This window comes from Vibrio sp. J502, from assembly GCF_025397955.1.
Classification (GTDB): domain Bacteria; phylum Pseudomonadota; class Gammaproteobacteria; order Enterobacterales; family Vibrionaceae; genus Vibrio; species Vibrio anguillarum.
This window is the reverse complement of sequence record NZ_CP104554.1, coordinates 1,528,972-1,552,090: the sequence shown is the minus strand read 5'-3', so window position 1 is coordinate 1,552,090 and position 23,119 is coordinate 1,528,972. Positions and strand designations below refer to the sequence as shown.

22 protein-coding genes and 1 other annotated feature are annotated in these 23,119 nt (G+C 45.6%); of the genes, 7 read left to right on the top strand and 15 right to left on the bottom strand.

The annotated features are described in order from the left end of the window. Positions 1-114 precede the first annotated feature (114 nt). Positions 115-1,749, bottom strand: a complete 1,635-nt coding sequence (locus N5E84_RS07225) for a S1 family peptidase (RefSeq protein WP_231494628.1) — start codon at positions 1,747-1,749, stop codon at positions 115-117. Between the two features lie 381 nt (positions 1,750-2,130). Between N5E84_RS07225 and N5E84_RS07220 the strand changes: the two genes are divergently transcribed. The 3 genes from N5E84_RS07220 to N5E84_RS07210 all read left to right on the top strand — a co-directional run bounded on the left by N5E84_RS07220 (position 2,131) and on the right by N5E84_RS07210 (position 5,626). Beyond that, positions 2,131-4,605, top strand: a complete 2,475-nt coding sequence (locus N5E84_RS07220) for an EAL domain-containing protein (RefSeq protein ID WP_019281989.1) — start codon at positions 2,131-2,133, stop codon at positions 4,603-4,605. A gap of 70 nt (positions 4,606-4,675) precedes the next feature. Then, the gene (locus tag N5E84_RS07215; RefSeq protein WP_019281988.1) at positions 4,676-5,356 is read left to right on the top strand and encodes a hypothetical protein; all 681 of its coding nucleotides are present in this window, start codon (positions 4,676-4,678) and stop codon (positions 5,354-5,356) included. 69 nt (positions 5,357-5,425) lie between these two features. Then, entirely contained in the window at positions 5,426-5,626 is a 201-nt protein-coding gene (locus tag N5E84_RS07210) for a DUF4250 domain-containing protein (protein WP_010316942.1), read from the top strand. 73 nt (positions 5,627-5,699) lie between these two features. Here N5E84_RS07210 and metR read toward each other — a convergent pair whose 3' ends face one another. Continuing rightward, positions 5,700-6,611 (bottom strand): HTH-type transcriptional regulator MetR, encoded by a 912-nt coding sequence (gene metR / locus N5E84_RS07205; RefSeq protein ID WP_043004290.1) that lies wholly within the window; start codon positions 6,609-6,611, stop codon positions 5,700-5,702. A gap of 311 nt (positions 6,612-6,922) precedes the next feature. Between metR and metE the strand changes: the two genes are divergently transcribed. Beyond that, positions 6,923-9,217, top strand: a complete 2,295-nt coding sequence (metE, locus tag N5E84_RS07200) for a 5-methyltetrahydropteroyltriglutamate--homocysteine S-methyltransferase (RefSeq protein ID WP_069211937.1) — start codon at positions 6,923-6,925, stop codon at positions 9,215-9,217. Positions 9,218-9,300: 83 nt separating this feature from the next. Here metE and N5E84_RS07195 read toward each other — a convergent pair whose 3' ends face one another. The 13 genes from N5E84_RS07195 to N5E84_RS07135 all read right to left on the bottom strand — a co-directional run bounded on the left by N5E84_RS07195 (position 9,301) and on the right by N5E84_RS07135 (position 20,381). Then, the gene (locus N5E84_RS07195) at positions 9,301-9,690 is read right to left on the bottom strand and encodes a GspS/AspS pilotin family protein (RefSeq protein ID WP_017049902.1); all 390 of its coding nucleotides are present in this window, start codon (positions 9,688-9,690) and stop codon (positions 9,301-9,303) included. Between the two features lies 1 nt (position 9,691). Continuing rightward, positions 9,692-9,988, bottom strand: a complete 297-nt coding sequence (locus N5E84_RS07190; RefSeq protein WP_013857153.1) for a YciI family protein — start codon at positions 9,986-9,988, stop codon at positions 9,692-9,694. Between the two features lie 90 nt (positions 9,989-10,078). Further along, entirely contained in the window at positions 10,079-10,480 is a 402-nt protein-coding gene (yciA, locus tag N5E84_RS07185) for an acyl-CoA thioester hydrolase YciA (RefSeq protein WP_019281986.1), read from the bottom strand. Between the two features lie 131 nt (positions 10,481-10,611). After that, positions 10,612-11,178, bottom strand: a complete 567-nt coding sequence (locus tag N5E84_RS07180; protein ID WP_017042013.1) for a septation protein A — start codon at positions 11,176-11,178, stop codon at positions 10,612-10,614. Positions 11,179-11,280: 102 nt separating this feature from the next. Beyond that, positions 11,281-11,532: a hypothetical protein gene (locus tag N5E84_RS07175; RefSeq protein ID WP_013857149.1), complete on the bottom strand. Its 252-nt coding sequence runs from the start codon at positions 11,530-11,532 to the stop codon at positions 11,281-11,283. Between the two features lie 228 nt (positions 11,533-11,760). Continuing rightward, entirely contained in the window at positions 11,761-13,020 is a 1,260-nt protein-coding gene (locus N5E84_RS07170) for a dicarboxylate/amino acid:cation symporter (RefSeq protein WP_038171785.1), read from the bottom strand. A 326-nt stretch (positions 13,021-13,346) separates the two neighbouring features. Continuing rightward, the gene (trpA, locus tag N5E84_RS07165; protein ID WP_019281985.1) at positions 13,347-14,153 is read right to left on the bottom strand and encodes a tryptophan synthase subunit alpha; all 807 of its coding nucleotides are present in this window, start codon (positions 14,151-14,153) and stop codon (positions 13,347-13,349) included. Beyond that, complete coding sequence (gene trpB, locus N5E84_RS07160; RefSeq protein ID WP_013857145.1) at positions 14,153-15,343, bottom strand: tryptophan synthase subunit beta; 1,191 nt, start codon at positions 15,341-15,343, stop codon at positions 14,153-14,155. Before trpB ends, trpA begins: the two co-directional genes overlap by 1 nt. A 131-nt stretch (positions 15,344-15,474) precedes the next feature. Continuing rightward, a complete protein-coding gene (gene trpCF, locus N5E84_RS07155) occupies positions 15,475-16,884 on the bottom strand; it encodes a bifunctional indole-3-glycerol-phosphate synthase TrpC/phosphoribosylanthranilate isomerase TrpF (RefSeq protein WP_019281984.1) in 1,410 nt (469 codons plus the stop codon). Positions 16,885-16,889: 5 nt separating this feature from the next. After that, positions 16,890-17,888 (bottom strand): anthranilate phosphoribosyltransferase, encoded by a 999-nt coding sequence (gene trpD, locus N5E84_RS07150; protein WP_013857143.1) that lies wholly within the window; start codon positions 17,886-17,888, stop codon positions 16,890-16,892. Positions 17,889-17,908: 20 nt separating this feature from the next. Then, a complete protein-coding gene (locus N5E84_RS07145) occupies positions 17,909-18,499 on the bottom strand; it encodes an aminodeoxychorismate/anthranilate synthase component II (RefSeq protein WP_069211936.1) in 591 nt (196 codons plus the stop codon). A 5-nt stretch (positions 18,500-18,504) separates the two neighbouring features. Further along, entirely contained in the window at positions 18,505-20,070 is a 1,566-nt protein-coding gene (locus tag N5E84_RS07140) for an anthranilate synthase component 1 (RefSeq protein WP_029388172.1), read from the bottom strand. A 124-nt stretch (positions 20,071-20,194) separates the two neighbouring features. Continuing rightward, positions 20,195-20,297: a sequence feature (Trp leader region), on the bottom strand. Further along, positions 20,244-20,381 (bottom strand): hypothetical protein, encoded by a 138-nt coding sequence (locus N5E84_RS07135; protein ID WP_010318233.1) that lies wholly within the window; start codon positions 20,379-20,381, stop codon positions 20,244-20,246. Its footprint overlaps the feature before it by 54 nt. A 64-nt stretch (positions 20,382-20,445) precedes the next feature. Between N5E84_RS07135 and rnm the strand changes: the two genes are divergently transcribed. The 3 genes from rnm (at position 20,446) to rluB (ending at position 23,097) form a co-directional block, all read left to right on the top strand. Next, entirely contained in the window at positions 20,446-21,315 is an 870-nt protein-coding gene (gene rnm / locus N5E84_RS07130) for an RNase RNM (RefSeq protein ID WP_019281981.1), read from the top strand. Continuing rightward, a complete protein-coding gene (locus tag N5E84_RS07125; RefSeq protein ID WP_013857139.1) occupies positions 21,312-21,932 on the top strand; it encodes an L-threonylcarbamoyladenylate synthase in 621 nt (206 codons plus the stop codon). The genes rnm and N5E84_RS07125 overlap by 4 nt, the downstream gene beginning before the upstream one ends. Before the next feature lie 121 nt (positions 21,933-22,053). Continuing rightward, positions 22,054-23,097: a 23S rRNA pseudouridine(2605) synthase RluB gene (gene rluB / locus N5E84_RS07120; protein WP_019281980.1), complete on the top strand. Its 1,044-nt coding sequence runs from the start codon at positions 22,054-22,056 to the stop codon at positions 23,095-23,097. Positions 23,098-23,119: the final 22 nt, after the last annotated feature.

Sequence of the window (23,119 nt, the reverse complement as noted above, 5' to 3'; positions counted from 1 at the left end):
AATAAAGTGAGCGGTAAGTGTGTCGGAGAGATACTAAGTGATATGTGATAAAAAGGATGCACCAATAGTAAAAAGGTCAACCAGTAATAAAACGGGTTGACCTTTAGACAAGAGTTAGTGGCTCAAGTAACGACGTCGAATCAATAAGGCGGCCAGCATTGACAATAAAGTCATTCCACCAGTACTACCGCCGCCTGAACCTCCTGAAAGTGGGGGTAAGGTAAAGGAGTAAGGCTTTTCATATTTCAAATTTTTGATGTAAGCCGCATCACTGCCGGTTGGTGTGCTTGATGTCTTTACGTATTCAAAGCGGATATCGTTGACTTCTTCATTCAAATATAACGTTCTGCTGCCACTACGTTCACCATCTTCGATTATGTAAGTGCTACCGTTCACTTTCACAATTAAGGAATCATAAATAAAAGTAGAGGAGACTTGGAAATCAAAACTTACTTTTCCTTTAGGGACGTTTTCAAGAAACAAAACCGATCTCGCTTTATCGTTCATAATGGCAGAACGTAGCCAACCATCTTCTTCTAGCCAAGGGTTTACATTCACACTAAGACTGCTATTGGGTACGGTAATTAACCCCTCTAGTGATTTTGAAGCAGGTTGTAGAACCGTATTGAGCTTTAGTGACGAGGTGACGGTTCCTAAATTTAGTGGGCTGTTAGTGTCAATCTCTAAGCGCACATCAGCAGGTATCATTGAATCAATGGTATAAGAAACATCAACATAACATTGGCTACTCGGAGCCAAGCCTTGTGAACAGTTTTCGGCTGTGATATTTGCAGAAGCTGGAGACAGTGTGACGTTGTTTGCGGTAATAATCTCATCAGAGCCGTTTACAAAATTAAAGCGATGGGTATGAAGCCCATACTTAATCTCGTTTTTGTGTTGAGATTGTCGGAAAGAAACCTTTGATGTTCTTTGAGTCAGCCAATCATTAAAATGGTCGACTTTGGCATAAACGCCAGCCGCGTCTTGTAAGCCGCAACCACGCCCCCAACTAACGACACCATATTGAATAAAATTACCGCCGTCATTGATAAAAACGGGGCCACCGCTATCACCTTGGCAGGTATCTTGCGGGTAACTGCTCGCACAAAAAGCATCATTTTGTATATCTAAATAGCCGCCACCCAAAGTTCTGCACTGTGCAGTACCAATTAACGATATTTCGGCTTTACGCAAGATTTGAGAAGGATTGCTCGATTTATTCAACAGTTGGCTGTAACTCGTTGCCCCAAAGCCAATTATCTCTAAAGCCGTGCCAGCGGCTAGCGTATCAAGTGCACCAGTATTAGGGCGAGTGACTGCTTGTATTGGTAATGAGTTTTCTAATTCAAGAATGGCGATGTCGTTGGATCTTTCGTTATAGTCAGCATGAGTTTCATCATCATAAGCTTCATGATAATAGATTTGTTTGACTTTTACCCGGCGACCAGCATTAGTACGTAAGTCATACGCTCCAACCGTCACTTCAATATCCTCTGCATTGAGCGGGTTTTTTCCTGCTACGCAGTGAGCGGCGGTAAGTACATACTTATCACCCAAGTAGCTGCCACCACAAAAAGAGCTTTTAAGAGTTGAATAGTGTAAGGCAACCATAAAGGGAAAGTTACCCGCGTCAGCAGGGGTTCCATTGATGATTCTAGTTGATATTCCGGATTCCGTTCCAGAAGCACTGAACTGAAAAGATGTAAACAGAAGCGCTCCTAGCGCGACTGAAAAAAGGGGTTTGTTCATGAGTACCTCGGATTAGTTTTTCCAGCACCTCTTGGGTGTGGGAACGGTACCATGTAGGGGCTAGTGAATCTCGTCAATCAGTAATAATTATCATATCGACAAGATATATTAATCAAATAAGGCAAGTTAATGTATTTCAGTAGCTTATAAAACGAACGTATTGGTCATTTTATGTTCGTTATTTTCTTTCGATTACGATAGTTCTAGGCTACTCCTTTTGAGGTGTATTGATGTTCGGCGTTTTTTATATGGCTTGTCTGGCCTAAAATAATAAATAAGCAACTGCATTTACATCATTAGTGCTAACTCACGGCTTGTGATTAAGTTTTGCTCTATGCTGTAGCCATTAATGGTAAATCATTTGAATGAGTTGGAGTCTATATGGCACAGGTGAAGTCTCAAGAGCTACGAGAAAAGGCAGACCTTCGAGAACCGCCAGTGGCTCGATATGATGCGATTGATTGGTCGTTTAACCTAACGACTTCCGAATTTATTTGTGATCTGAAAGCGGCGAATGCGTTACTTCATTCCCGTGTTTCGATAGCCAATATTCAAGAATTATTGCGTTATATGACGCCGAGCAAAGCTGCAGAGATGAAGCGCTGCTTCAAGTATGTGATTGAAAGTGGCAAAAGCCATGCCTTAAATTGCAACCTTGTTATTTCGGATCAGGCGTTAACTTATGTGGAGATTTTTATCGAGCGTACCTCTCTCACGCAGTTGCAAGGTACGATTCGACCGCTGCTCAAACTGGAATCATTGCAAGAGGTGGCCAAGCTTTTTGAAGGAGTGTTTGATAATACACATCATGGTTTGATCCTAACCGACGATCAAACGCGGGTTTTGGCTTGTAACCACTATTTTGAGCAGCATTCAGGTTTCAAACAAAATGAGCTACTTGGATTAAAAGCCAACCTATTTAATGCAGGCAAGCATTCCAAAGAGTTTTACCAATCGATGTGGCATGACATCAACACCAAAGATCATTGGAGCGGTGTCATTCTCAATCGTCGGGCATCTGGGCTGGTTGCACCACAAGAATTAACGATTCAAAAAATCGTACTGCAAGATGGCCGAGTTTTCTTTGTAGGGATGACGCTCGATTTAGCCGATAATCTTCATCGCGTAGCCGATACGGCGCTCGGGGATATCGATCTTTTGACGCAACTACCCACCGAACAAAAGTTTAAAGCCTTGCTCGAAACATATTGCATGGAGTACCCCAAAGGCCAAACACAAATTGTTTTGGCTTTTCAACCTGCGTTTGAATCAGGGCTACATCATACAGAAACTTTGATGCTTTCTAGCTTTTTGGCGCGCAGTAAAGAAGTAAAGCTGGTGGGCTATGTGGGAAAAGATATTTATTTGGTCAGTTTGAGCTGTTCAGAGTGCAAAAAAACTACCGACTTTCGCCTCATTCAACATGCGATCCGTCGCTTTATGAAAGAGTTAAAGAACGAATCGAGCTCGCACGCCGCGATTATTAATGGCCGAATTGGTGTGTCTGTTTTAGGGTTCGATGCAAAAACGCCAGCTCGAATGGTGACGCATGCGATGCAAGCAATGCTTGAACAACATGCAGGGGAAGCGCGTAACATCAGTTTCTATCACAGTGAAATACATCAACAAGTGAAACGTAGAAAAAACTTGGAAGACAGAGTCGCTAAAGCGATTGCGCAGAAGGACTTGGAGATACACTACCAACCGATTGTCGATACTAAAACATGGAACATTGCGAAATTCGAAGCGTTATGCCGTTTTAAGCCTGTGCCCGATTTACCTTTTACCACGCAAGAAATGATTGGTATCGCGGAAGATCTGGATTTGATTGCCGAGCTTGATCGTTGTGTCAGTATCTTGTCTTTGCAAGATTTACCAAAGATAAAAACCTTGTTTGGCCAAGGTGTTGGGGTAACAATCAACCGCTCTTTCAATACCAAAATGGATGCGACGCAGATTTTAACCAATACCATGGAGATCATTGATCGCTACACGGATACGCCTCAATCAGTCACCATTGAGCTAACTGAAAGCGCCTATTTTGATAGCCAATCTCATCAGGTTGATGCCCTCAATGCTCTTCGATCGCGTGGCGTAACGGTTGCGATTGATGATTTTGGTACGGGTTATTCCTCTTTTACCTACCTCAGTGATTGCAATTTTGATTATTTAAAAATAGATCGCGAGTTTGTCACGGACATTCAGGTCAACAGCAATAAGTACAGCATTGTTAAAATGATCACTGAGCTGTCGCACACACTCGGCGTGAAAGTGGTTGCTGAAGGGGTGGAAACAGAGCATGAGGTTTGGGGGCTTAAATCATTGGGCATTGACTACATACAAGGCTATATTTTTTCAAAACCACTACCGCTTAAGGAACTGGTTCGGGCCAAGGAGTATCGTAACCGTTTTGTGTATTCAGGCGCTAAAGTGGAACAAGAGCGAAAGCCCAACTGTTTGCTCAATCTGTTCAAAGAGGGGAAACCACATCTGGATCCCAGTGAGCCAATCTCTCTTGCTTATCAGTATATTAAAGCGACTAAAGTTGATGTGCTGCCAGTCGTCAATCAAGGAGAGTGTGTCGGCATCGTCGATGTAGCCTCACTCAATTTATATCTGACGCCGAACATGGGGACCGATCTTGAAACCACGCGTGAAGCGGCCGTATGGCGTAAGCCCGTGAATCAGATCATGAAATTTCATTTCACTCAGCTTGACGCGTACACCGAGCTGAATCAAGTGGTGAATTTGATCGAAAAAGGACATGCGTTTCCATGGGTACTGGTCGATAACACTCGTTACAAAGGCTTATTGACTCAAGCGGACGTGCTGAGGTATTTGGCCGAAAGTCAGTAACCTTCTCTGGGCATCCGCGCTTACTCTTTGCTATTATCGCGCCCAGATGTTTCCAGATGATGTTTAGATTATGATTCAAACCTTACTTTCTGTTTTTTCACCCATGCTGCTCGGTGCGCAAATCTTACTGACGTTAGTGCTGGTCAAAGGGGATATTTGTCCTGGACAACGTGGCCGTATTCATCGCGTATTGCCAGCCATTGGTGTGCTTTGGTTGGCAGTGGCTTCACTAAAAATTGAAGCCTTTTTGGTCGTCTTTTCCATCTTCTATTTCTATTCACAAGTTCAAACCAAGAAAACTCGAGATGAAGGCCCGTTATGGGCACTGTATTTGGCGAATGGCCTTGCCTTGGCTTATGTCGCGATTCAGATATCAGAGCAGGGTCATTGGTCAGCTTCTATCGCCATGTTGCTGTTGGTTGGTTTGTTGGGCGCGAGTTTCTCGCACCTTCTACTAACGATAGCGCGCTCGCGTTTACAAGCTTTCCATCGAGTTCTACCCGTTGTGGGCATTCTCTGCTCGATGGGGATCGCTTTATGCGTTGTGCCGCACGCGTACGGGTTAGATGACGAAACGTTGGCTCAAGCAACATTGCCGTTACTAACGACATTCGGTTTCATGATTGCAGGTATTATCGTGTGGTGCTTGCATATCTTGTTTGCCAAAAGCGCTGAGAAAATTCAATTAACGGCAGCCTTGTTATTGATGCTGGCAGCCAGTATTTGTTTTCAAGGTTTGTTTAATCTCTAGACCTGGGTCACTCTTTAGTGCGAATTTTACCGCTAGTCTTTAGTGGTCTCTTTGCTATAGGAGTGAGCCATGGATTTGAGTAACGTCAGCCGTTTTGATAGCAATATATTACTTGGCATCGTCAATGAGAAGCTACGCTTAGAGTGTGACAGCTTCGAAGAGCTTGCCAGTATGTATGAAATGGATAGAGAAAATGTAGTCGGTAAGCTGGATGTTTTAGGTTACCAATACGACCCACTGACCAACCAATTTAAAGCGAACCAACGCTAGTGCTAAGCAGCGTGCAGTGACAGTTAACCAACCACACTGTCATTCAAATAGCCATGTCGACACGACGAATAGTTTAAGCCATCTTGATCCCGTCAAGGTGGCTTTTGCATTGTTGGCGCGCGGTGGCAAAAAAAGCTTGTAAATAGTGGCGATCTTTTTCGCTGTGGCGTGTTGCGGCAAATAGTCGACGCCATAAACCTTTCCCTAGTGGCTTGCTGGTAATAAGCCCCTGCCTAGAGAACTCGCTGATGGCCCAATTTGGCAGTGCTGCCACACCTAATCCAGCAGAGACCATTTGTACTAGCATCAAAGTGTTGTCGGCTTGTTTCCACTTCGCGGGTTCAACACTAGCAGGTTGTAGAAAGTGTTTCACCACATCCAAACGCTGCTTTTGTACGGGGTAAGTGAGTATCGTTTGTGAGGCGAGATCCTCTGGTTCAATCACCGATTTTCCCGCAAGCGGGTGAGTTGTAGAGGTGATAAGGCGCATTTCAAAATCAAAGAGTGGTTCGTAATGTACCTCTGAGCGAGGCAAAATATCGGAAGTGATGACCAAATCAAGTTCGCCGGCCAGCAATGCGGATAAAGGTTCAAAGCCAAAGCCGGACGAAAAATCTAACGTCACACTTGGCCAAGCAAGCTGATATTCGCGCAGCGCTGGCATCAACCATTGAAAGCAAGAGTGACATTCAATCGCCATGTGTAAGCGCCCATTGACGTCTTCTTTCAAACTGGCTAAATCATTTTCAGCTCTGGCCAGCTTTGGCAGGATCTCGTCAGCCAGTTTCAGTAGGATCTCTCCTTCTGAGGTAAATTTCACTGGGCGAGTTTTACGTAGAAACAGTGGCCCGCCAATGCGTGTTTCGAGATCTTTAATCTGATGTGAAAGGGCCGATTGCGTCAAATGGAGCGCGGTAGCTGTTGAGGTGAGTGAGCCGCTGTCCCTTAAAGAAACTAAAGTCTTCAGATGCTTAAGTTCAATCATTGCCATTATTTTCCTTCATTCCTTTGAGAGAACGGTGGTTGATACCAATATCGTGGGTCGCATCAACACGGTGACCATTCTGCTGTTCTGAGCTAAGTTACGCTTTTAATATGGAGCTGTAAACATCTAGACGTCTATTTATCCTGATGTCAATTAAAGCTCTCTGCAATCAACATGAATTTTTTTAATAAACAAGTTGAATAATTGCACCTTGTCTGTGGGTCAGTTTAGATGGATAGTCTGGCCATCCAGACATCTTTATCTAATGCGATAAAGAATCAGACACGATCAACAGCAAAAGGACTAGGGACATGACAACGACGACTCACATCTTAGGTTATCCACGCATTGGTGAAAAACGCGAACTGAAATTTGCGTTAGAAAAATATTGGCGTGGCGAAAGCGATCAAGCGCAGTTACTGCAAGTAGGGCATGACATTCGTCAGAAAAACTGGGCTGAGCAGCAACAAGCGGGTCTGAGTTTTTCAACCGTAGGCGATTTCGCTTGGTACGATCACGTACTCACAACCACATTGCTCCTTGGACACGTTCCTAAACGCCATAAAAACGGCTTTCCTGATTTAGATACACTCTTTCGCGTTGGACGTGGTCAATCACAAGCGGGTTGCGGCTGTAGCGGAAGTGCAGCTTCTGATATGACTAAATGGTTTAATACCAATTATCACTACCTTGTGCCGGAGTTCAGCCAAGACGATACGTTCGAAGTCAGCTGGCCCCAACTGTTTGAGGAAGTCAATGAAGCGTCGAAAGCAGGCCACCAAGTTAAGCCTGTACTGCTTGGCCCGCTGAGCTACCTCTACTTGGGTAAAGAGGTCGAAGAGGGATTTGATCGCCTGACCTTACTGCCTCGTTTATTGACCGCTTATCAAGCAATTTTAGCTAAGCTTGCTAAACAAGGAGTGGAATGGGTACAAATCGATGAGCCTATTTTAGCGTTAGAGCTAGAACCAAAGTGGCAAGATGCATTTAAGTTGGCTTATCAAGTGATCGCTGGTGATGCAAAACTGTTACTGACTACTTATTTTGATTCGGTGCTTGATACGCTCGATAAAATCATTGAGCTACCAGTAAATGGATTGCACATCGATCTCTCCGCTTCTGCCGATCAATTGAACGCGGTACTAGAGAAATTGCCAAAAAATTGGGTACTTTCGGCAGGTGTGGTCAATGGACGCAATGTGTGGCGCGCCGATCTTGCGACGTTATTGGCTCGTTTACAGCCAGTGAAGCAGCAACTGGGGGATCGTCTGTGGATTGCGAGCTCGTGTTCACTCTTGCATAGCCCGGTCGATTTAGATCTTGAGCAGCAGCTCAGTGATGAAGTACAAAGTTGGTTTGCATTTGCCAAACAAAAAGTGACAGAAGTTGCTTTACTTGGTAAGGCACTGGACGGTGATGACGCGGCGATTCTGGCCTGTGAAACTTATAGCCAACCGATACTTGCACGTAAAACGGCAACTCACGTTAATAAACCGCATGTACAGGCGAGAGTCAACAGCATAACGGCGGCACTCTCTGAGCGCAGTGCACCTTATTCAGAGCGCGCTCATCACCAAGCTGAAGTGTTAGGGTTGCCATTTTTGCCAACGACAACCATAGGCTCATTCCCTCAAACGAGTGAGATCCGCCATCAGCGCAGTGCTTACCGCCAAGGTAAACTGGCACACGCTGATTATATCAATGCATTGAAAGGGCACATTGCCGATGCAGTAAAACGTCAAGAGGCACTTGATCTCGATGTGTTAGTGCACGGTGAAGCTGAGCGTAACGACATGGTGGAGTACTTTGCTGAAAACTTAGCCGGTTTCCAGACTACGCAATTTGGCTGGGTGCAAAGTTACGGTTCACGCTGCGTAAAACCGGCTATCGTGGTGGCCGATATTGAACGTGAAAAACCGATTACGGTGGAGTGGTCTACTTATGCTCAATCATTGACTGCGAAGCAAATGAAAGGAATGTTGACTGGACCTGTAACGATTTTATGCTGGACGTTTCCTCGTGAAGATGTTTCTCGTCAAACCATCACTCAGCAGTTGGCTTTTGCTTTGCGTGATGAAGTGGCAGACCTGCAGCAAGCGGGCATTAACATCATCCAAATTGATGAACCTGCGATTCGTGAAGGGTTGCCATTGAAGAAGCGTGACCATCAAGCATATCTGGCGTGGGCGGTTGAGGCATTTAAAATTGCGGCGGCGAGTGCGAAACCCGAAACGCAGATCCACACTCACATGTGTTACAGCGAATTTAATGAAATCATTGACTCAGTAGCGGCACTGGATGCCGATGTGATTACGATTGAAACTTCTCGCTCGAATATGGAACTGCTCAAAGCGTTTGAAGAGTTTAACTACCCGAATGAAATTGGCCCAGGTGTGTACGATATTCACTCGCCAAACATTCCCTCTCAAGAGTGGATTGAAGGTTTGTTGCGTAAAGCGGCGGAAAAAATTCCAGCAGAGAGATTATGGGTTAACCCTGATTGCGGCTTAAAAACGCGCAATTGGAATGAAGTGGAGGCAGCACTGACCAACTTAGTGTCAGCAGCTAAAGCGCTGCGCAAAGAGCTTAAACCCCAGCAAAGTTAAGCCACATTAATCTTGACAGAGGCCTCAAATGAAGCCTCTGTTTTTTACGAATAAAGTGGTGGTCATCACTAATAAGGGGAGGACTATTGTGCCGAACAAGTTGCTTTACTAATGAATTGGTCCACAACAAGTTGGCCCCGCGTATTGCGCATTTTAATTCGATAAGTTAAGCCGAGGTCGAGGTTAGCGCGTGTGGTTGAATCCGAGCAGTAGGTATTGATGCTGGTTTTCAACACTTGATCAATCGGCTTTGCTCCTTTTTGATCCTCATTGTAAATCATCATAATTTCCACCGTACTGCCTTTAGCACTGGCACGCATCACGGACAAAGGCCCAAACTCTAAGGGTAACTCAGCACTAATCACATTCGCGCGATTACTGGCTACGGCTTCCAAATATTTTTGCTGATCACCATTCGAGCTACAACCCACCAGTACCAGCGTTGTCAACAGAGCACAGAGAATGACTTTCATCTTAAAACACTTTCTTGAAGGGTTTAACGATAACATGTTGATACACACCGGCAGCAACATAAGGATCGGCATCCGCCCATGCTTGAGCTTGTCTTAACGAATCAAACTCAGCGATGACTGTTGACCCCGTAAACCCAGCTTCTGCTGGATTCTCCGAATCAATTGCTGGCATTGGCCCTGCAGTTAATAGACGACCTTCATCTTGCAAGGTTTGTAAGCGCTCTAAATGTTGTGGCCGGACACTCATGCGTTTTTCCAACGAGTTTTCTACGTCTTGAGAGAAAATAACGTACCACATATTGATATCCTTATTGTTTGATAATAAAGTCGAGGCCTTACTGTACTGAAACTGGCGCGTATTGAAAGCAACCAAACTGAATTTCTGTGATCAGTTGCTAGGCTTAATCGGTCGAGGGCGGCCATCGGTATCAATGGCGACATAATTGAAGGTTGCTTCACATACTTGGAAACGATCTCCCACGCTGTCGTATTTGATGGGTTTTACCCATACTTCAAGATTGACGGACATTGAAGTGTGGCCAATTTTGGTGCATTCACCATAACAACACACCACATCACCTACCTTGACGGGTTTTTTAAACGTAATGCTAGAAACAGATACAGTGACAACGCGACCAAATGAGATCTCTTTGGCTAAAATTGCGCCAGCCAAGTCGAGTTGAGACATGATCCAACCACCGAAAATGTCACCGTTGGCGTTAGTATCTGCTGGCATGGCTAAGGTGCGTAGCAATAATTGGCCCCTTGGGGCGCTATTTTCCTGATTCATTTTTCGACATCCACAACAACAAAACAGCGACCAAAGTGGTCGCTGAAAAATAGGGACGGATTATACCAAAGACAGCCTGTTTTGCACTCAAAGAGTCCTCTGAATGAGTCCTAGCGAGAAGGTTAGTGTAATCAGTGCTCGTGCGAGGAGGGTTTGCTCTCGGAAACTTGCTTCTCTTTTGGCAGGTGTTTGTAGATAAAAACACCCGTTAATAAGGTATAAACAAAAGTTGCGGCTAATAAGCCAAATACTTTGAAGTTGACCCAAACATCCAATGGCAGTTGATATGCAATGTAGATGTTTAGTACAGCGCAAACGCTGAAAAAGAAAACCCATGCCCAGTTGATTTTTGCCCATACGTGTTCAGGTAAGGTTAGCTCTTTGCCAAGCATTCCTTTAATGGCTGATTTGCCCATGATGTGGCTGATGGTCAAGCCCAAGGCAAAAACAACGTAAACAATGGTGACTTTCCATTTAATGAAATTGTCATCGTGAAAGAAAATCGTCATACCACCGAAGATAGTCACCATCAAAAACGTGATGATCTGCATTTTTTCAACTTTCTTATACAGTGCGTAGGTCAGGGCAATCTGTACCGCACTGGCTACGATAAGTGCCCCTGTGGCGACATAGATGTCGTACATCTTGAAAAGGGCAAAAAAGATGATAAGTGGTATAAAATCAATAAGTTGCTTCATTCGTATTCATGCTTCCGATTTAAACGTTGAGCACAGTCTAACCAAAACCGTGTCAGAGCTAAATAGAAAGAGACAATTCGAAACAAATTAACTAGAAATGGATCAGCGTTCCCAGCCGCTGGTTTCAAGTTGTGGTATTGCTCGTTTCATATCTTCTAAATAGCCTTCACTTTTTAAATTGGCGACAGCTATCTGCAATTCTTCATCTGTCATTGAAAAACAGGAATCTTTGCCAGTAATTAAGCCTAGATATTGGTGGTATTCAAATTCACTGAAATGGCCAATCCGATCGATAACCAATTCTCGGATCCCGTGGTGAATCAAACCATAATAAGTATCACGATCAATATCCATTACTCATACTCCAAGTCGATTCGTGCTAACGCCAAAAGTTTGCCGCTGCTATGTGGCACGAAAGAGGTGTCGTTTATTATAGCAATCGCAATGCCAACTTTATCGTCAGTCATAGGGCGCTTTAATGATTAACTTTAGTATGAGAACTGTTTTTTTTGCAAATTGCGATGCAAAAAGAAAGCCGCATAGGATGCGGCTTGTATTGGATCAATGATGCTCTGTGATGAGTTAGGCTTTTTGCTGCTTCAATGAGGCCTCAGTGGCTTCTTCTTCAATCAAAGCATCAACAATAACGGCACACGCGGCATCCCCTGTGATGTTGAGCGCGGTACGGATCATGTCGAAGATACGGTCTAGGGCGAAGAGTAGTGGTAAACCTTCAATTGGAATTCCAGCCGCTAGCAAAACGGCTACTACAAGGAAAGAAGGACCAGGAACACCTGCCTGACCGACGGCGCCCAGTGTCGCTGTTACGATGATGGCAATGTAAGCGCCCATCGAGAGATCAATATTGAATAGCTGGGCGAAGAAAATCGCAACTAAACCGTAATAGATGGCGTTGCCAGACATGTTGATGGTGGCACCTAACGGCAGAACAAAGGCGGCCGTTGAGTTGCGTACGCCAAGGTCGTGTTCTACGGTATCCATAGTGACAGGGAGTGTCGCCATTGATGAAGCGGTTGAAAGGGCTACGGCTTGAGGCTTTTTCATCGCAAGGATAAATTTCTTAGCCGAAGTCTTGGTTAAGACCTGAATCATCAGCGGGTAAGCAATAAAGCCGAAAATTAAAATGGCCGCGACATAAACGACAAACAGTTTAAATACCACCATCAATGCACCAAAACCAAACGTGCCGACGGCTTCAGCCATCAAACCGAATACACCGATAGGCGCGATGATCATCACTTTGTTGATCATCCACACCATGGCATCAACAATAGTGTTTACGCCATTGATGATCGGGTCACGTTTTTCTTTGCTCTGTTTAGAAATGGCAATGCCAAAGAACAAGCAAAAAACAAGAATTTGTAGAATGTTGGCATTATTCAGTGACTGGAAAACGTTGGTTGGGATCATACCCGTAATGGTTGCCCAAAAAGTAGGTAGTTCACCTTTTGCTGCGTATTCGGCAGAAAACATACCTTCAACGCCCGAAATATCGACGCCGATACCCGGTTGGAAGACTTCGCCCATTACCAGTGCCAGCGTCACGGCGAGTGCGGAAGTGACCGCAAAAAAGCTGAGTGTGACAAAACCGACTTTACCCGCCGCGTGGCTATTACCAAGGCCCGCAGCACCGGAAATAAGCGCAACGGCCACCAGTGGGATCACCAGCATCTTAATTAAGTTGATAAAAATGACACCCAGTGGCGAAAAGACGGCCGCATCGTGTCCCATCATGGCACCAACGGCAGTACCAATGATCATTGCAATGACGACTTGCACGCCAATGTTGCTTAACAAACTCTTTTTGTTTAACACTTCCATAACCTCTGTGCTAATTAATTGTAAATTCCTAGTGTTACCCACTACATAAATATCAATCGGTGGATAAATATCTCGACTAGCTTTTTACACGGATATTTTACATTTAGCAATATGGTAACAAGGTAAATTGACAAGATTATTGATAGTTCATTGACATGAAACGTGGTTTTTTCAAAAAGAAAACGTTTGCTATTTGTTTTGTCAATTCAATGAGTGGTTGATTTGTGTTTTATGAATGAATTTGGCGAGGCGTAAATGTTAAAAAAAAGATCGATTTCTTGGTTTGACTCAGAAATCGATCGGGTTGGTTTTTGCTGTAAACCAATTTATTTCAACGTCGCTGCTTTCATGCTGGAAACGAAATGGCTGAGAGTCGTTAACATTTCATCTGGCTGATTAAGTCGTTGTTCAATAATTTTCACCACTGCGGATCCCGATATTGCGCCAGCGGCACCGGCGTTGATGGCCTGTTTGACTTGCTCAGGTTCTGATATCCCAAACCCAAGCAATGCGGGTGGGGCATCAAATTGGTTCAGTCTTTCCAACAAGGCATGTACTGGCATATTGGCTTTTGTTTCTGCTCCTGTCACACCGGATCGAGACAGTAGATAAGTATAGCCACGGCCAAGTTTGGCGACCGCTGCTAGGGTCTCATCACTGGCGGTGGGTGGTGCGATGAAAATGGGTTGAATCCCGTATTTGTCTGCCGCCGCGACAAATTCACGGCTTTCATTAGTCGGAACATCGGCGATCAATACTGAATCTACACCTGCATTTTTACAGCGTTGGTAGAAGTTCTCGATGCCGCGTGAATAAACGAGGTTGGCATACATGAGTAGTCCGATAGGCAGGTCAGGATATTGCGCGCGAATTTGGGTGATCAACTCAAAGCAGATATCTGGAGTCGTCCCTGCATCCAGTGCACGAATATTCGCCCCTTGGATGGTAGGGCCATCAGCGAGCGGATCAGAGAAAGGGATACCGAGTTCTAATGCGTCTGCTCCTGCTTCCACTAGCGTTTGCATGATGCGCAGTGATTGCTCTGGATCTGGGTCCCCGATGGTCACAAATGGAACAAACGCACCTTGATTGTTGTCAGCTAAACGCTGAAATAGGGTTTGATAGCGATCCATTACAGCGCTCCTTTCTCTTCTAATAGTTTATGGACGGTGAAAATATCTTTATCGCCGCGACCGGATAGATTTACGACCAATAACTGCTCTTTTTCTGGCTCGGCATACGCCATCTTCACGGCGTAAGCAACCGCATGTGATGATTCCAGCGCGGGAATAATGCCTTCGTTACGTGCGATCGATTGGAAAGCATCGAGTGCTTCGTCATCGGTAATGCTTTCGTACTCAGCGCGGCCTGTCGCATAAAGATGAGCGTGCTGAGGGCCAACAGAAGGGAAGTCAAGCCCAGCGGACACCGAGTAAGACTCTTCCACTTGCCCGTTTTCATCTTGCATCAAAGGTGATTTCATACCGAAGAAAATACCTGTCTTGCCGTGCTTTAATGGCGCGCCATGCTGGTGGGTATGAATGCCTTTTCCTGCTGGCTCAATGCCAATCAAACGGACATTCTTTTCTTCAATAAAGTCAGCAAACATGCCAATCGCGTTCGAACCGCCGCCGACACAAGCAAGCACCGCATCTGGTAAACGACCTTCGCGAGCCAAAATTTGCAGTTTCGTTTCTTCGCCAATCATACGTTGAAATTCACGGACTATGGTTGGAAATGGGTGAGGACCCGCTGCTGTACCTAATAAATAGTGGGTGGTTTCATAGGTGGCAGACCAGTCACGTAGCGCTTCATTGCACGCATCTTTAAGTGTTGCTGATCCTGAATGAACGGGGATCACTTCTGCGCCCATCAGCTTCATACGAAACACGTTGGGGCTTTGGCGTTCAACATCTTTTGCGCCCATATAAACGCGACATTTTAGCCCCAGTAGTGCGCAGGCCAACGCCGTTGCAACACCATGTTGCCCTGCGCCTGTTTCGGCAATAATTTCATGTTTACCCATACGCTTAGCAAGCAGTGCCTGACCAAGTACTTGGTTAGTTTTGTGTGCGCCACCGTGCAATAAGTCTTCACGTTTTAAGTACAATTTGGTTTTTGTGCCTTTCGTGAGGTTTCGCGTCAAAGTTAGCGCCGTTGGCCGACCTGCATACTCTTGTAGTAACGTCATGAATTCAGCACGAAATTCAGGATCTTCCTGCGCATCAATAAAAGCTTGTTCCAATTGGTCAAGCGCTGGTACTAAAATTTGTGGAACGTATTGACCACCGTATTCGCCAAAATAGGCATCGAGTTTTGCCATGATTCGTATCCTTAGCCTCTGTGTTACTGCTGAGTGATTCAGCGGTAATGAATCTGTTGTTATCCCTTGCTACTTGACCTTGCGGCTGGGTGAGTCACTCTCTTTTCAAGCCAATGGGAATCGATTTAGTGTTAGTACTGCCGAATAGCGTCGAACGCTAGGGTTAGCTTGTGTAAGTCTTTTTTCCCCGGTTCGCTCTCAACACCTGAATTGAGATCGAGCCCTAAACAACCGATGTTTGCTGCTTGCTGAGCATTTTCAGGGGATAAGCCACCCGCCAACATGACATCGTTTACCTCGGTTAGTAATTGCCAGTCAAAACGTTGGCCAGTGCCGCCAGATTGCGTTCCTACTTTGGCATCGAATAAGTGACGGTCAATGTGGCGCTCAAGTTTGGTCGGCAGGCAGTCGCTCACGCCATAAGCTTTCCAGATTTCAATCTGGCTAGTTAAGTGAGCTCTCAATTGGTCAACATAGGCTTGATCTTCTTCGCCATGCAGTTGCACCGCAAAGAGTTTTAACGTCGTAGCAATCTGCGTAATGGCTTCAATAGTGTGATTTTGAAACACGCCCACGTAGCGCAGCGGCGCACCGCTCATCGTCAAACGTGCATTGTCCAAGTCGACATAACGTTTGGATTGCGGTACAAAAATTAAGCCACCAAATACGGCTCCAGCTTGATAGGCTTTGGCCGCATCGTCAGCATGAGTTAAGCCGCACACTTTGTTTTCGCCGAGCGTCACTTTGCGTACCGCTAGCTCTAAATTTTCTTCGGCCATTAACGAGCTGCCGATTAAAAATCCGTTGGCGTATTGTGAAAGTTCACGTACTTGTTGGTGGGTATAAATGCCAGACTCCGAGATGATCATGGTTCCTTCTGGGAGTAAAGGTGCCAGCTGTTTAGTGCGATTTAGATCGGTTGAGAGATCGCGCAAGTTGCGGTTATTAATGCCAATAACTTTCGCTTGCAGGGCGACTGCCCGGTGCAGCTCTTCCTCATTGCTCACTTCGGTTAAAATACCCATACCCAGTAGGTGAGCCACATTGGCTAGCGTTTGATAGTGTTGATCATCAAGGACCGACAGCATCAATAAAATGGCATCTGCACTGTAGTGACGAGCCAAATAAACCTGATAAACATCAACCATAAAGTCTTTGCAAATCACAGGTTGGCTTACTTGCGCGCGAACGCGTGGCAGAAATTCGAGGTTGCCTTGGAAATATTTTTCATCAGTCAAAACTGAAATGGCGTCTGCATATTGATGGTAAACCGAGGCGATATAATCCAAATCAAAATCTTGGCGAATGAGTCCTTTGGAAGGGGACGCTTTTTTACACTCCAAAATAAAAGCGGTTTTACCCGTATTTAACGCATCATAAAACGAGCGATCCGATGCGGTTAATAAATGTTCGAAGCTGCCCAATGGTTGCTGCGCTTTACGCTGCTCGACCCATTCATATTTGTCATTGACGATTTTGGCCAACACTTCAGCCATTTGAGTATGCTGGGTTGAAATGTGGTCAGAAAGTTGCTCAGGCATGGGGCTTAACCTCTTTGTGCCAGTTGTTGGACAAGCTGATAGGCTTTGCCCGAGTTCATTACACTAATGGCCTGTTGTGTATTGGCTTTGAGATCTTCTTGGCCAAAAAGACGCAGCAGCAGCGCCACATTAACAGCGACGGCAGCCAGTTGCGCTGGCGTGCCTTTCCCTGTCAGCAGGTTGGTGATAATGGCGCGATTCTCCGCAGGCTCACCACCTTGAATAGCTTCGAGTGGGTAGCTTTCAACACCAAAATCTTTAGGTGTTAAGGTGTATTCGATGATGTGTCCATCACGAATTTCAGCCACTAAGGTTTCACCATGAATCGCCACTTCATCTAAACCACTGCCATGAACGACCGCTGCACGTTTCAATCCCATTTGTAACATGGTTTGGGCAATAGGCAGAACCAGTTCTTTACTGTAAACACCCATCAGTTCAATGTTGGGGCGAGCAGGGTTAATTAGCGGTCCTAATATATTGAAGATAGTGCGCGTTTTCATGGTTTGGCGCACGGGCATCGCATGACGCACGCCACCATGATATTGCGGCGCAAATAGGAAAGCGACGCCCAAGTCATCGATGGCTTGGCGAGTATTTTCAGCGCTCATCGCAAGGTTAATACCAAATGAATCCAGTAGATCAGAAGAGCCTGATTTGCTCGATACTCCACGATTACCATGTTTGGCAATTTTTACGCCACAGGCAGCAGCAACAAATGCTGCGGTGGTTGAAATATTAAAAGTATTTGAGCCATCACCACCAGTGCCGACTATGTCTGCAAAATCATAGTCTGGCCTTGGAAACGGGGCCGCGTTAGCCAATAATGCTTTGGCTGCGCCAGCAATTTCATCGGGTGTTTCACCTTTAATTTTCAGTGCCGTCAATACCGCTGCCATCAAAATAGAGTCGAGTTCACCACGGATGATGACATCAAACAGTTGCTGGCTTTCTGCTTGCGAGAGCGACTGCTGCGCGTAAAGTTTATTAATGATGTTTTCCATAAAATATCCCTATAAATCCGTTAGTGGGTACTTTTTTCTAAAGCCCAATCGATCGCATTGGCAAGCAATGCTGCACCATGAGTAGTCATGATGGACTCTGGATGAAATTGAAAGCCGCACACTTTATCTTGCTCTTGCACCACGGACATCACGAGCCCATCAACCTCAGCCGTGATGGTTAAACTATCCGGAACTTCAGTAGCCACTAGGGAATGATAACGAGCAATGGCTAGTGGTGACGGTAGCTGTTGGTAAATACGGTGATCTTGGTGCTCCATCATCGAGATTTTGCCATGGATAATTTCGCCAGCACCCGCGACGGTGCCGCCGTAAGCTTCAACAATCGCTTGGTGACCTAAACAGATGCCAATGATCGGCACTTTGCCCTTAAGGCGTTGGATTAATTGTGGCATGCATCCCGCGTCTGCGGGCGCGCCCGGTCCGGGGGAGAGCAGCAGCAGCGGTTCATTCAATTGAAAGACCGCTTGTTCAATGCTCTGTGCGGCGATGTTGTTGCGATAAACCGTCACCGTATGGCCGAGTGAGCGGAATTGATCAACAAGGTTGTAGGTAAAGGAATCAAAGTTATCGATAAAAATAATGTTGGCCATGTCTGCTACTCCTGATGCGCGGCTTGAATTGCAGAGATCACGGCTTGTGCTTTACCACGTGTCTCGTCGGCTTCCGATTGAGGGTCTGAATCATAAACGACCCCAGCGCCCGCTTGAACTTGCGCAATACCCTGTTCGACATAAGCCGAGCGGATCACAATGCAAGTATCTAAATCGCCTTCCCCGGTAAGATAGCCTACCGCGCCACCGTAACTGCCACGGCGGGCTTTTTCCACGTTACGGATAAGCTGCATGGCGCGAATCTTCGGCGCACCAGTGAGTGTGCCCATATTCATGCACGCTTGGTAAGCGTGCAGTGCATCGAGATCGCTTCGGAGTTGACCCACCACGCGAGAAACCAAATGCATAACGTGACTGTAGCGATCCACTTTCAATAAATCAGCGACGTGGCGCGTTCCTGCTTGTGCAATACGTGCGACATCGTTGCGCGCAAGGTCGACCAACATCATGTGTTCAGCGTTCTCTTTTTTGTCGCAACGTAGCTCAAGTTCAATGCGGCTATCTAAATCAAAATCAATTGAACCATCGGTGCGTTTACCACGGCGGCGAGTCCCTGCGATAGGGTAAATCTCAATTTGGTTGGTTTCGGTGGCGTATTTCAATGCGCTTTCAGGAGAAGCGCCAAACAGAGTAAAGCGTTCGTCTTGCATATAAAACATATAAGGGCTTGGATTGCTCTCTTTCAGTTTTTTATAAGCAGCAAGTGGTGAAGGGCAAGGCAGAGTAAATCGGCGAGAAGGGACCACCTGAAAAACATCGCCTTTCACGACAAATTCTTTTAACGCTTGAACGGTCTTGCAAAACTCTTGGTCAGAAATATTCGTTGTCACGCTTACGTTAGCTACGGTTTTGGCTTGCGGTAGTAATTTGGGTGCGGCACATTGCTGCGCGATCTCTTGTAAACGAGTAATTAATGTTTCGCGCATTGTTGGCGTGGGGTTAAAAACACTGGCTTGCAACTGACAATGCTCAGTTTTATGGTCAATCACCAACAAGGTTTCTGCGATATAAAAAACGTAGTCTGGACACTGATTAGTCGTATCGGCATTTCCTAGCGGTTCGAAGTTGGCCACCAAATCGTAGGCAAATAAACCGCCTAGAAAGAGGGCATGTTTATCGTGATGACGAAGATCGAAACTGTGCTGCACGAGACGTAGTGCATCAAAAGAAGAGGCTTCGCGTAGGCGAGAATCTTCGTCTAGCGTGTCACATGGTGCTTGAAATTGAAGTGTTAAGGTATTTTGTTGTAACTGATGTTCAATATCCGTTTTAATATTACGCTGTAGATGTTCGATGAGCTGTTGACCATTGTCTGTCAATGCGTGAAAAGTGACAACGTGACCAAAGCAAGTGATGCGCACGGCAGCATCAACCAATAATAGACTTTTGAGATCCTGTTTTGAGTCGATCTCGGCGGATTCTAATAGCAAACAATCTGTTTTTGACTCACATAGCGTATGAAATAGACGTGTTGGATCTTGGGTATAAGGCACGGACATATTGATTACGTCAATTTGGCCTAAGCTTTTAATTTCAATGGTCTTATTCACAAGACCTCCTTGATGAATTTTAATGTTCCTGTCGTCCATACTCGCATAATCCTCTTAGAGACCCAATCTTCGCTTTGGGGGTTTCGCTGTTTTATTGCGCAATGTAATGTGAGCTATTCGACAAAATAAAAAGCCCGCTCATTGAGGCGGGCTTTGTGAATTCGTGTTCTATTTTAAAAGTACACGGTTGCCCACCAAGAACTTGTCCAAGTGTGCCACCAATTGAGCTCAGATGAAGCTGCGCTTAAATTGTGATTATGGTTTTGGTTAAATTCTTGTAACATGGTCAACCTCAAATACGTGCCTTGCATTTGTGTACTAGTTAACTAGTGCGAGAGTAAAAAGTCAAGCCTAAAAGATGGCCAAAATAAAATTATGAGAATTGATCTACATAGCCACACCACTTCTTCAGATGGCAGGTTATCGCCGCAAGCGTTAATCGATAGGGCGCTAAGCTTTGATATTGAGGTATTGGCGATCACTGATCACGATACGACTGATGCATTAACTATTGCTCATGACTATATTAATCAGCAACAATTACCCATCACCTTGATCGATGGCATCGAGATTTCCACGGTTTGGCAAAATAAAGATATTCATATTGTTGGGCTCAACATCGACTCAAACGCTCAAGCTCTGCAGCAGTTAATTGAGCAGCAAAAGGCACATCGTGTGCAGCGCGCACAATTGATTGCACAACGATTGCAAAAAGTGACACGTGAAGGGGTGTTAGAAGAGGTGCAAGCCATCGCCGGAGAAGCACCGATTACTCGTGCGCATTTCGCAAAATGGCTGGTTGAACAGGGTTTTGCGAAGAACATGCAGCAGGTGTTCAAAAAGTTTCTCACCCGCGATAATCCCGGGTATGTACCACCAAGTTGGTGCTCGATGACCGATGCCGTTGAAGCAATACACGCCGCTGGTGGCCAAGCGGTATTAGCGCATCCTGGACGATATGACTTGACGACCAAGTGGCTCAAGCGCTTAATAACGGCGTTTGTAGAAGCGGGTGGTGACGCTATGGAAGTGGCACAGCCACAACAAGCGCCACAAGAAAGACGTAATTTGGCTGATTATGCCATACAATACAATCTATTAGCTTCTCAAGGCAGTGACTTTCATTACCCCTCACCTTGGATGGAACTGGGGCGAAATCTTTGGTTGCCTTCTGGCATCGATCCTGTCTGGAAAGATTGGGGTTTAAGCCCCGTAGATAGACTCAATAATGAGGAATTACAATGAGCCAGTTTTTTTACGTTCATCCAGAAAACCCGCAGACTCGCTTGATTACTCAAGCGGTTGCTATTATCCGCAATGGCGGAGTTGTTGTGTACCCAACGGATTCTGGTTATGCACTAGGCTGCCAACTAGAAAATAAACAAGCATTAGAGCGTATTTGCCAAATTCGCCGCCTTGATGATAAGCATAATTTTACCTTGCTGTGCCGTGATTTGTCAGAGCTCTCTTTTTATGCGCGTGTGGATAATACCGCTTTTCGCTTGCTAAAGAATAATACACCTGGCCCTTATACGTTTATTTTTAAAGGGACCAAAGAAGTGCCACGTCGGTTGATGAATGCGAAGCGTAAGACGATCGGTATCCGCGTGCCTAATAACCGTATTGCACTTGATTTACTTGAAGCGTTAGGTGAGCCACTAATGTCCACTTCACTTATTTTGCCCGGCAACACCCATACAGAATCGGATCCAGAAGAGATTCGGGATCGCCTTGAGCATGCCGTGGATGTCATTTTAAACGGGGGTTATTTAGGTGAACAGCCGACGACAGTGATTGATTTCAGTGAAGATGAGATGGTGGTTGCTCGCGTGGGAGCGGGCGATCCAACACCTTTTGAATAGCTTTTGAGTAGGCCATCAAAACGAGTGCTTTTTGGCGTAGAATTTGAGATACTATGCGGCCGCGATTTTGGGGTCGCATTTTTTCATTCGACGTCTGTGAAGACGACACATAGGTAGATAAATGAGCGAAAAGTTACAAAAAGTTTTAGCACGAGCTGGTCATGGTTCTCGTCGTGAGTTAGAAGCTTTGATTAGAGCAGGACGTGTCAGTGTTAATGGCAAGGTAGCTATGTTGGGCGAGCGTCTAGAAGATGATAACGCAGTTGTGCGTATTGATGGACATGCTGTTTCCGTTAAAGCGCCAGAAGAGGTTATTTGTCGAGTGCTTGCCTACTGCAAACCGGAAGGTGAGCTTTGTACCCGTCATGATCCAGAAGGTCGTCGGACGGTATTTGATCGTCTACCTAAAATTCGTGGTTCGCGTTGGATTTCAGTTGGCCGCTTAGATGCCAACACCTCAGGCTTACTTCTCTTTACTACCGATGGTGAATTGGCGAATCGCCTTATGCACCCAAGCCGTCAAGTAGAACGCGAATATTTAGTGCGTGTTTTTGGCGAAGTGAACGAACAGAAAGTGCGTAACCTCGTTAAAGGGGTTGAGCTAGAAGATGGCTTGGCACGCTTTGAAGATATCGTTTACGCTGGTGGTGAAGGTATGAACCATACTTTCTACGTCGCGATTAACGAAGGCCGTAACCGTGAAGTTCGTCGTCTTTGGGAATCTCAAGATACCACAGTGAGCCGTTTGAAACGCGTTCGTTATGGCGAGATCTATTTGGACAAAAAACTGCCACGCGGCGGTTGGATGGAACTGGATCTTAAAGATGTAAACTATTTACGTGAATTGGTTGAACTGCGTCCTGAAAAAGAGACGATGCTAGATTTGAGCAAAGACAACACTTCACGTACTCGTGAGCGTGCGCGTAGCCAAAAAATTCGCCGTGCCGTTAAGCGCCATGAAGAGCGCGTAACGACGACGGGCAAGCCTAAAAGTCGTACGACCAATGGTACAACGACGAATGGTAAGAAAACTAACGGTACGACAACCAATGGCACAACTACTGGCCGTCGCAAGCCTGCTTCAAGTACCCGTAACAGTGGTGCCGATGGTAGCCGCGGCACTGGTCGGCCTCAAACTGGTAAAGTGAAAGCGCCACGTCGATAAGCGAAACTTTCTCGTTGCCTGT

Bases quoted from the DNA above. Each gene is read 5' to 3' on its own strand.
- N5E84_RS07225 (WP_231494628.1), bottom strand. From the start codon at position 1,749: ATGAACAAACCCCTTTTTTCAGTCGCGCTAGGAGCGCTTCTGTTTACA.
- N5E84_RS07220 (WP_019281989.1), top strand. From the start codon at position 2,131: ATGGCACAGGTGAAGTCTCAAGAGCTACGAGAAAAGGCAGACCTTCGA.
- N5E84_RS07215 (WP_019281988.1), top strand. From the start codon at position 4,676: ATGATTCAAACCTTACTTTCTGTTTTTTCACCCATGCTGCTCGGTGCG.
- N5E84_RS07210 (WP_010316942.1), top strand. From the start codon at position 5,426: ATGGATTTGAGTAACGTCAGCCGTTTTGATAGCAATATATTACTTGGC.
- metR (WP_043004290.1), bottom strand. From the start codon at position 6,611: ATGATTGAACTTAAGCATCTGAAGACTTTAGTTTCTTTAAGGGACAGC.
- metE (WP_069211937.1), top strand. From the start codon at position 6,923: ATGACAACGACGACTCACATCTTAGGTTATCCACGCATTGGTGAAAAA.
- N5E84_RS07195 (WP_017049902.1), bottom strand. From the start codon at position 9,690: ATGAAAGTCATTCTCTGTGCTCTGTTGACAACGCTGGTACTGGTGGGT.
- N5E84_RS07190 (WP_013857153.1), bottom strand. From the start codon at position 9,988: ATGTGGTACGTTATTTTCTCTCAAGACGTAGAAAACTCGTTGGAAAAA.
- yciA (WP_019281986.1), bottom strand. From the start codon at position 10,480: ATGAATCAGGAAAATAGCGCCCCAAGGGGCCAATTATTGCTACGCACC.
- N5E84_RS07180 (WP_017042013.1), bottom strand. From the start codon at position 11,178: ATGAAGCAACTTATTGATTTTATACCACTTATCATCTTTTTTGCCCTT.
- N5E84_RS07175 (WP_013857149.1), bottom strand. From the start codon at position 11,532: ATGGATATTGATCGTGATACTTATTATGGTTTGATTCACCACGGGATC.
- N5E84_RS07170 (WP_038171785.1), bottom strand. From the start codon at position 13,020: ATGGAAGTGTTAAACAAAAAGAGTTTGTTAAGCAACATTGGCGTGCAA.
- trpA (WP_019281985.1), bottom strand. From the start codon at position 14,153: ATGGATCGCTATCAAACCCTATTTCAGCGTTTAGCTGACAACAATCAA.
- trpB (WP_013857145.1), bottom strand. From the start codon at position 15,343: ATGGCAAAACTCGATGCCTATTTTGGCGAATACGGTGGTCAATACGTT.
- trpCF (WP_019281984.1), bottom strand. From the start codon at position 16,884: ATGCCTGAGCAACTTTCTGACCACATTTCAACCCAGCATACTCAAATG.
- trpD (WP_013857143.1), bottom strand. From the start codon at position 17,888: ATGGAAAACATCATTAATAAACTTTACGCGCAGCAGTCGCTCTCGCAA.
- N5E84_RS07145 (WP_069211936.1), bottom strand. From the start codon at position 18,499: ATGGCCAACATTATTTTTATCGATAACTTTGATTCCTTTACCTACAAC.
- N5E84_RS07135 (WP_010318233.1), bottom strand. From the start codon at position 20,381: ATGCAAGGCACGTATTTGAGGTTGACCATGTTACAAGAATTTAACCAA.
- rnm (WP_019281981.1), top strand. From the start codon at position 20,446: ATGAGAATTGATCTACATAGCCACACCACTTCTTCAGATGGCAGGTTA.
- N5E84_RS07125 (WP_013857139.1), top strand. From the start codon at position 21,312: ATGAGCCAGTTTTTTTACGTTCATCCAGAAAACCCGCAGACTCGCTTG.
- rluB (WP_019281980.1), top strand. From the start codon at position 22,054: ATGAGCGAAAAGTTACAAAAAGTTTTAGCACGAGCTGGTCATGGTTCT.